This is a genomic window from Streptomyces sp. NPDC048002, assembly GCF_040653275.1.
Taxonomy (GTDB): Bacteria; Actinomycetota; Actinomycetes; order Streptomycetales; family Streptomycetaceae; genus Streptomyces.
Genome location: NZ_JBEZNL010000065.1, coordinates 19,657 through 28,510 on the forward strand (window position 1 = coordinate 19,657; position 8,854 = coordinate 28,510).

General features: G+C 71.8%; 1 protein-coding gene. It reads left to right on the plus strand.

The features are described 5' to 3' along the window. Positions 1-11: 11 nt before the first annotated feature. The coding region (locus AB0E07_RS38580; RefSeq protein WP_362262783.1) for a beta-ketoacyl synthase N-terminal-like domain-containing protein at positions 12-8,854 on the plus strand (8,843 nt) is incomplete at its 3' end.

Here is an 8,854-nt window from a genome sequence, read left to right on the forward strand (position 1 = left end):
GACGAAGGCAGATGTCCGGCAACGAAGCGAAGCTCCGCGAGTACCTCAAGCTGGTCACGGCCGACCTCCAGGAGACCCGGCAGCGTCTCCAGCGGACCGAGGCCAAGAGCCGCGAGCCGATCGCGATCGTCGGCCTGGCCTGCCGTTTCCCCGGTGGCGTCGGTTCGGCGGAGGACCTCTGGCGACTGGTGGCGGAGGGCGGCGACGGCATCACCCCGTTCCCGGTCAACCGCGGCTGGGACAAGGATCTCTACGACCCCGACCCGGACGCCTACGGCAAGAGCTACGTCGTCGAAGGGGGCTTCCTCCACGACGCCGACCTGTTCGACGCCGAGTTCTTCGGGATCTCGCCCCGCGAGGCGCTGGCCATGGACCCGCAGCAGCGGCTCCTGCTGGAGACGGGCTGGGAGGCGATCGAACACGCCGGGATCGCCCCCGGCTCGCTCCGCGGCAGCCGAACCGGAGTCTTCGTCGGAGCGTCCGGATTCGGCTATCTCACCGACATGCTGCACGTTCCGGAGCAGGTCAGCGGCTTCTCCCTGACCGGCAACGCCACCAGTGTGCTCACCGGGCGGCTCGCCTACACCCTCGGTCTTGAGGGACCGGCGGTCACCGTCGACACGGCCTGCTCTTCGTCGCTGGTCGCGCTGCATCTCGCGGTGCAGTCACTGCGCAACGGGGAGTGCGACCTCGCCCTCGCGGGCGGCGTCACCGTCATGCCGAGCCCCGGTGTCTACGTCGAGTTCAGCCGACAGCGCGGGCTGTCGGCGGACGGCCGCTGCAAGCCCTTCGCCGCAGCGGCCGACGGGACGGGGTGGTCGGAGGGCATCGGAGTCGTCGCGGTGGAACGCCTCTCCGACGCGCGCGCCAAGGGACACCAGATCCTGGCCGTCGTACGCGGGTCGGCCGTCAACCAGGACGGTGCGTCCAACGGCCTGACCGCTCCCAACGGACCGTCACAACAACGCGTCATCCAGGCGGCATTGGAGAACGCCCGCCTCACGGCCGCCGAGGTCGACGCGGTGGAGGCACACGGCACCGGCACCACCCTCGGCGACCCCATCGAAGCACACGCGCTGCTCGCGACCTACGGCCAGGACCGGTCCGCCGACCGGCCGCTGTGGCTCGGCTCGGTGAAGTCGAACCTCGGGCACACGCAAGCGGCCGCCGGTGTCGCGGGTGTGATCAAGATGGTGATGGCGATGCGTGCGGGCATCCTCCCGCGCACCCTGCACGTCGACGAGCCGACGCCGCACGTCGACTGGTCCGCGGGCGACGTCCGGCTCCTGACCGAGGAGCGGGAGTGGTCCGCGCATTCCCGTCCTCGCCGGGCAGCTGTCTCGTCCTTCGGTATCTCCGGGACCAACGCGCACGTGATTCTGGAGGAGGCTTCCGACTCCGGGTCGGCACCCGAGGTGCCCACCGGTTCCGGTGGTTTGTCCGGTTCGCCGGTGGTCCCTTGGTTGGTGTCAGGGCGTACGGCTGAGGCGTTGGCCGCTCAGGTCGGCCGCCTCGCGGATGTGTCCGGCGCGCCCGTGGACGTGGGCCGACAACTGTGCGCAGGGCGTTCGGCATTCGCGCATCGCGCGGTGGTGTGGGGGAGGGAATCCGCGGAACTGACGCTTGGGTTGCGGGCGTTGGCTTCCGGTGGCGCAGCGGCGCAGGCGGTCTCCGGGGTTGCCTCGGCTGCCGGTGCTCCGGTGTTGGTGTTTCCGGGGCAGGGGTCGCAGTGGGTGGGGATGGGGCGGGGGTTGCTGGAGTCCTCGCCGGTGTTCGCGGCGCGGATCGGTGAGTGTGAGGCGGCGCTGGAGCCGTTCGTGGACTGGTCGTTGACCGACGTACTGCGGGATGGCGACGACTCTTGGCTTGAGCGGGTTGATGTGGTGCAGCCGGTGTTGTGGGCGGTGATGGTGTCGCTGGCTGCGGTGTGGGAGTCCCTCGGGGTGGAGCCAGCAGCAGTCATCGGTCATTCGCAGGGTGAGATTGCGGCTGCGGCGGTGGTGGGTGCGCTGAGCCTGGAGGATGCGGCGCGGGTTGTCGCGCTGCGGTCGGCGGCCGTTCGGGAGCAACTGGCGCGCCTTGGTGGCATGTTGTCGCTGTCGACGGGTCCGGGGCGTGCTGCGGAGTGGGTCGGGCCGTACGGGGATCGGGTGTCGGTCGCGGTGTTCAACGGTCCGGACGCCACGGTGGTCGCCGGCGATCCTGAAGCCCTGGACGAGATTGCGGCGGTGGCCGAGGCGGCCGGTGTGCGGGCGCGCAGGGTTCCGGTGGACTACGCGTCGCACTCGGCGCAGGTGGAGGACATCCGGGACCGACTCCTCGACGTCCTCGCCCCCGTCCAGCCGCGCGCTTCCCGCGTTCCGTTGATCTCGACGGTGACCGGTGAGCCACTGGATACGACGACGATGGACGCCACGTACTGGTACGAGGGTCTGCGCCGACCGGTGCGTTTCACCGACGCAATCCAAGTCGTTCTGGGACAGGGGCATTCCCGTCTGATCGAAGTCAGTGCTCACCCGGTTCTGACCACGGCCGTGCAGGCCATCGCAGAGGCGGCGGAGTCCCCGGTGACCGTCGTGGGTACCCTGCGCCGGGACGAGGACGAGAACACCCGCCTGATCGCGAGCGCGGCAGAACTCTGGGTCCAGGGCGCCGACATCGACTGGTCGTCCGTCTTCGCGGGCCGCACCGTCACCCACGTCGATCTCCCCACCTACGCCTTCCAACGCGAGCGCTACTGGCTGGAGACCTCCGGCACCGCAGGTGACGCCGCCGAACTGGGCCTCGGCGCCACCGATCACCCCCTGCTCGGCGCTTCGCTGAGCCTTGCCGCCGATGGGGGACTGGTCCTGACCGGCCGGATCTCCACCCGTACGCACGCATGGCTGGCCGACCACACCGTCGCGGGCACCGTCCTCCTCCCCGGCACGGCGTTCGTCGAACTCGCTCTCCGCGCCGGGGACGAGGTCGGGTGCGGGCACCTCACCGAACTCACCCTCCAGGCACCCCTGGTCCTTCCGGAGGACGCTGCCGTTCAAGTCCAAGTGGCCCTCGCGGCGCCCGGCGCGGCAGGCGGTCGGGCGCTCTCCATCCACGCCCGACGCGACGGCGCCGGAGCGGACATACCGTGGACCTGCCACGCCGAGGGACTGCTCGCGCCGCCCTCCACCACCGAAGTCCCTGAGCCCTCGCCCGACCTCACCGAGTGGCCCCCGCCCGATGCCGAAGCCGTGGACGTGTCGGCCTGCTACGCCGAGGCCGAGGCGGCCGGCTACGGATACGGCCCCGCCTTCCGGGGGCTGCGCGCGGCCTGGCTGGCCGGAGACGCGGTGTACGCCGAACTGGCCCTGCCGGGAACGCTGGTGGGGGATGCCGCCCACTACGGGATACACCCGGCGCTGTTCGACGCGGCGCTTCAGGCGATCGGTCTGGGCCGGTTCGGCACGGACGCGGACCGTGGTTTGCTCCGGCTGCCGTTCGCCTGGTCGGGCGTGGAACTGACGGCGGTCGGAGCGGCGACGGCACGGGTGCGCATCGCGCCGGCCGGGGCCGACAGGGCTGGGAACGGCGCGGCCGGGGCCGACACGGCTGGGAACGACGCGGCCGGGGCCGACGCGGCCAGCGACGACGCCCTGAGCTTGCTCATCGCCGACGCGACCGGGGCTCCCGTCGTCGCCGTGGCCACACTGGTCCTGCGGTCAGTCCGCCCCGAGCAGGTCATGGCCGCGTCGGGGACCGCCAACGACGGTCTGTACACAGTCGGTTGGACGTCCGTGCCCATGGCGGCGCCCGAAGCCGGCGTCTCCTGGGCGGTCATCGGGGCCGACACCCCCGGTCTGGCCGCCGCTCTGCAGGTCGTCGGTCTGCCGGTTGACTCGTACCCGGACCTGCGTGGGCTCCGCACGGTGACGGAGACGGGTGTGCCCTGCCCGGGGATCGTCCTGTGGGCGCCGCCGACCGTGTCCTCGGGGGATCTCGCGCGGGACGCGGAGACGGTGACGGCCGAGCTGCTCGCCCTCCTTCAGGAGTGGCTGGCCGACGACACGCTCACCGACTCCCGCCTTGCCGTCGTCACCCGAGGTTCCGTGGCCACGGGAGAGGCCGGTGACGTCACGGATCTCGCGGCGGCTCCTCTGTGGGGGCTCGTCCGCACTGCCCAGACGGAGGCACCGGGCCGGTTCCTGCTGGTCGACCTCGATCCCGGCGAGCAGTCCGCCGACGACATCGCCGACGCCGTCGCCTCGGCCCGGGCCGCGGACGAGTCGCAGGTGGCCGTACGGGAGGGCCGGGTGTTGGCCCCCAGGCTGACGCCGGCCGACGGTACGGGCGGCGCACTGGTGCCCCCGGTCGGGGAGCGTGCCTGGCGTCTGGACACGGCGGCCTCCGGCACCTTGGAGGGCCTGCGGATGCTGCCGGCCCCGAGGGCTGAGGCGGACCTGGCGCCCGGGGAGGTCCGGATCGGCGTCCGGGCCGCCGGGGTGAACTTCCGGGACGTGCTGATCGGCCTCGGGATGGTCCCGGGACAGACCGTCATGGGCAGCGAGTGCGCGGGTGTCGTACTCGAAGCCGGCACGGACGTAACCGGGTTCACCCCCGGCGACCGGGTCATGGGTCTGGTCGACGGCGGCTTCGGCCCGCTCGCGGTGGCGGACGCCCGGCTGGTGGCCCCGGTGCCCGACGGCTGGTCGTACGAACAGGCCGCCTCGGTCCCCGTGGCCTATCTGACGGCGTACTACGGGCTCGTCGACCTCGCCTCCGTTCAGGAGGGCGACACCGTGCTCGTGCACGCGGGTGCCGGTGGTGTGGGGATGGCCGCGATCCAGCTCGCCCGGCATCTCGGGGCCACGGTTCTGGCGACGGCCGGTCCGGGCAAGTGGGATGCGCTGCGTGGCCTGGGCCTGTCGGACGTAGAGATCGCGTCCTCCAGGGACCTCGGTTTCCGGGAGAAGTTCGAGGCGACGACCGACGGCGCCGGTGTGGACGTGGTCCTGAACTCCCTGGCCCGAGAGTACGTCGACGCCTCCCTCGACCTGATGCCGCGCGGCGGACGGTTCCTGGAGATGGGCAAGACCGACAAACGGGACCCTGAGCAGGTGGCGAACGACCACGAGGGCGTCGACTACCGCGCGTACGACCTCAAGGAGGCCGGAGCCGACCGCTGTGGGGACATGCTCGCCGAGGTACTGGACCTCTTCCGGCGAGGCGTCCTCCGGCACATGCCGATCACCTCATGGGACGTCCGCCGCGGTCCCGAGGCGTTCCGCCACATGAGTCAGGCCAGGCACGTCGGCAAGGTGGTCCTGACGATGCCGCGCCCCCTCGACCCCGAGGGCACGGTACTGATCACCGGCGGAACCGGAACCCTGGGCGGTCTGCTGGCCCGCCACCTGGTGACCGAACACGGCGTACGCCGACTGCTGCTCACCAGCAGGCAGGGACCGGACGCGCCGGGCGCCGATGAAATCAGCTCTGATCTCCGGGAGTTGGGCGCTTCTGTGGAGGTGGCTGCATGCGACGCGGCCGACCGAGCCCAGCTCGCCGCCCTCCTCGACGGCCGCGACCTCACCGGAGTCGTCCACGCGGCCGGTGCCCTCGCCGACGGAGTGCTGACCTCCCTCACACCGGACCGGCTCGGCACGGTCTGGAGGCCCAAGGTCGACGCCGCCGTCAACCTGCACGAGCTGACCCGCGACACCGACCTCGCCCTCTTCGTCCTCTACTCCTCCGCCTCCGGCGTCCTCGGCGCCCCCGGTCAGGCCAACTACGCGGCCGCGAACACCTTCCTCGACGCCCTCGCCCACCACCGTCACGCCCTCGGTCTGCCCGCCACCTCCCTCGCCTGGGGCCTGTGGCGGCAGGCCAGCGCCATGACCGGGCACCTCGCCGCAGTCGACATCGACCGGGTCGCGCGCAGCGGCTTCGTACCCCTCACCGATGAACGCGGCACCGCCCTCTTCGACGCCGCCGCCCCGCGCGACGGCGCCCACTTCGTCGCCGCCGAACTCGACATGAACGCCCTGCGCGGCGCCGTTGCCGGAAGACCCGTACCGCCGCTGCTGCGGGGCCTTGTCCGAGGCACAGCCCGCCGCGTGACCGAGACCGGCGACACGGACCGCGCCGGAACGCTCGCCGGGCAGCTGACGAGGCTGTCACCCACCGAGCGGCAGCGCTTCCTGCTGGACCTGATCCGTTCCCACGTCGCCGCGGTGCTCGGTCACGCCGACCCCGGCGCGGTCGAGGCCGAACGACCCTTCAAGGAACTGGGTTTCGACTCGCTCACCGCCGTCGAACTGCGCAACCGGGTCAACGCCGCCACCGGCCTGCGCCTCCCGGCCGCGCTCACCTTCGACCACCCCACCCCGGCCGCCGTCGCCCGCCTCGTGGTCGGAGAACTGTCCGGCGCACGGGAGGACGAGCCCACGACAGCCGTCGCGCACGGCGGTCCGGCGGACGAGCCCGTCGCCGTAGTCGGCATGGCCTGCCGCTTCCCCGGCGACGTCGGTTCGCCCGAAGACCTCTGGCGCCTCGTGGGGGAGGGACGCGACGCCGTCGGCGCCTTCCCGGAGGACCGCGGCTGGGACATGGACTCCCTGTACGACGCCGACCCCGACGCCCGCGGCAAGACCTACGTGCGCGGCGCCGGACTGATGACCGACATCGCCGGATTCGACGCCGGCTTCTTCGGTATCTCCCCGCGCGAGGCCCTGGCCATGGACCCGCAGCAGCGGCTCGCACTGGAGGTCTCCTGGGAGACCGTCGAACGCGCCGGCCTCGACCCGGCCTCGCTGCGCGGCAGCCGGACCGGCGTCTTCGTCGGCGCACTCAACTCGGAGTACCTGTCCCGGCTCGACACCGTCCCCGACGACGTCGAGGGCTTCCTCGGCACCGGCAACATGCTCAGCGTGGCCTCCGGCCGCATCGCCTACCAACTCGGCCTGGAGGGACCGGCGGTGACCGTCGACACGGCCTGTTCGTCGTCGCTGGTCGCGCTGCACATGGCCGCCCAGTCGCTGCGCTCCGGCGAGTGCGACCTGGCCCTCGCCGGAGGCGTCACCGTCGTCTGCTCCCCGGCCGGGTTCGTCGAGATGAGCCGCCAGCGCGGGCTGTCGGCGGACGGGCGCTGCCGTGCCTTCGCCGCCGATGCCGACGGATTCGGCCCGGCGGAGGGCGTCGGCATGCTGCTCGTCGAGCGGCTGTCGGATGCGCGGCGGCATGGGCATCGCGTGCTGGCGGTGGTGCGGGGGTCGGCCGTCAATCAGGACGGCGCGTCCAATGGGTTGACGGCGCCGAACGGTCCGTCGCAGCAGCGGGTCATCCGTGCGGCCCTCGCCAACGCCGGTGTGGCGGCGAGTGAGGTGGACGTGGTCGAGGCCCACGGGACGGGCACGACCCTCGGCGACCCGATCGAGGCGGCCGCCCTGATGGCCACGTACGGACAAGGGCGGGATGCCGAACGGCCGTTGTGGCTGGGGTCGGTGAAGTCGAACGTCGGGCACACGCAGGCCGCGGCAGGTGTCGCGGGTGTCATCAAGATGGTGATGGCGATGCGCGCGGGCATGCTCCCGCGCACCCTTCACGTGGGCGAACCGAGCCCCCATGTGGACTGGGACGCCGGTGCCGTCCGGCTCCTGGCCGAGGAGCGGGAGTGGGTGGCGAACGGTCACCCGAGGCGGGCGGGTGTCTCGTCCTTCGGCATCTCCGGGACGAACGCGCACGTGATTCTGGAGGAGGCTTCCGACTCCGGGGCGGAGCCGGTGGTGGTCTCGGGCGCGCGCGGGTTGTCCGGTTCGCCGGTGGTGCCGTGGTTGGTGTCGGGTCGTTCGGTGGAGGCGTTGGCGGCTCAGGCCGGGCGGCTTGCGGGTGTGTCCGGTGCGCCTGTGGACGTGGGGTGGCAGTTGGCTTCAGGGCGGGCGGCTCTGGAGCATCGGGGGGTGGTGTGGGGGCGGGAGTCCTCGGAACTGGTCGCTGCGCTTGGGGCGTTGGCTTCGGGTGAGGCTTCGGCGCAGGTTGTTTCCGGGGTGGTGTCGGGGGTTGGTGCTCCGGTGTTCGTGTTCCCGGGGCAGGGGTCGCAGTGGGTGGGGATGGGGCGGGGGTTGCTGGAGTCCTCGCCGGTGTTCGCGGCGCGGATCGGTGAGTGTGAGGCGGCGCTCGGGTCCTTCGTGGACTGGTCGTTGACCGACGTACTGCGGGATGGCGACGACTCTTGGCGTGAGCGTGTTGATGTGGTGCAGCCGGTGTTGTGGGCGGTGATGGTGTCGCTGGCTGCGGTGTGGGAGTCGCTGGGGGTGGTGCCGGCGGCGGTGATTGGTCATTCGCAGGGTGAGATTGCGGCTGCGGCGGTGGTGGGTGCGCTGTCGTTGGAGGATGCGGCGCGGGTGGTGGCGCTGCGGTCGGCAGCCGTTCGGGAGGAACTGGCGGGCCGTGGTGGCATGTTGTCGCTGGCGACGGGGCCGGGGCGTGCTGCGGAGTGGGTCGGGCCCAACGGCGATCGGGTGTCGATCGCTGTCTACAACGGACCGGATGCGACTGTTGTCGCGGGTGATCCGGAGTCCCTGGACGAGATCGCGGCGGCAGCCGAGGCGGCCGGTGTGCGGGCGCGTAGGGTCCCGGTGGACTACGCCTCGCACTCCGCGCAGGTGGAGGACATCCGGGACCGCCTCCTCGACGTCCTCGCCCCCGTCCAGCCGCGCGCTTCCCGCGTTCCGTTGATCTCGACGGTGACCGGTGAGCCACTGGATACGACGACGATGGACGCCACGTACTGGTACGAGGGTCTGCGTCGGCCGGTGCGCTTCACCGACGCAATCCAAGTCGTTCTGGGACAAGGCCATTCCCGTCTGATCGAAGTCAGTGC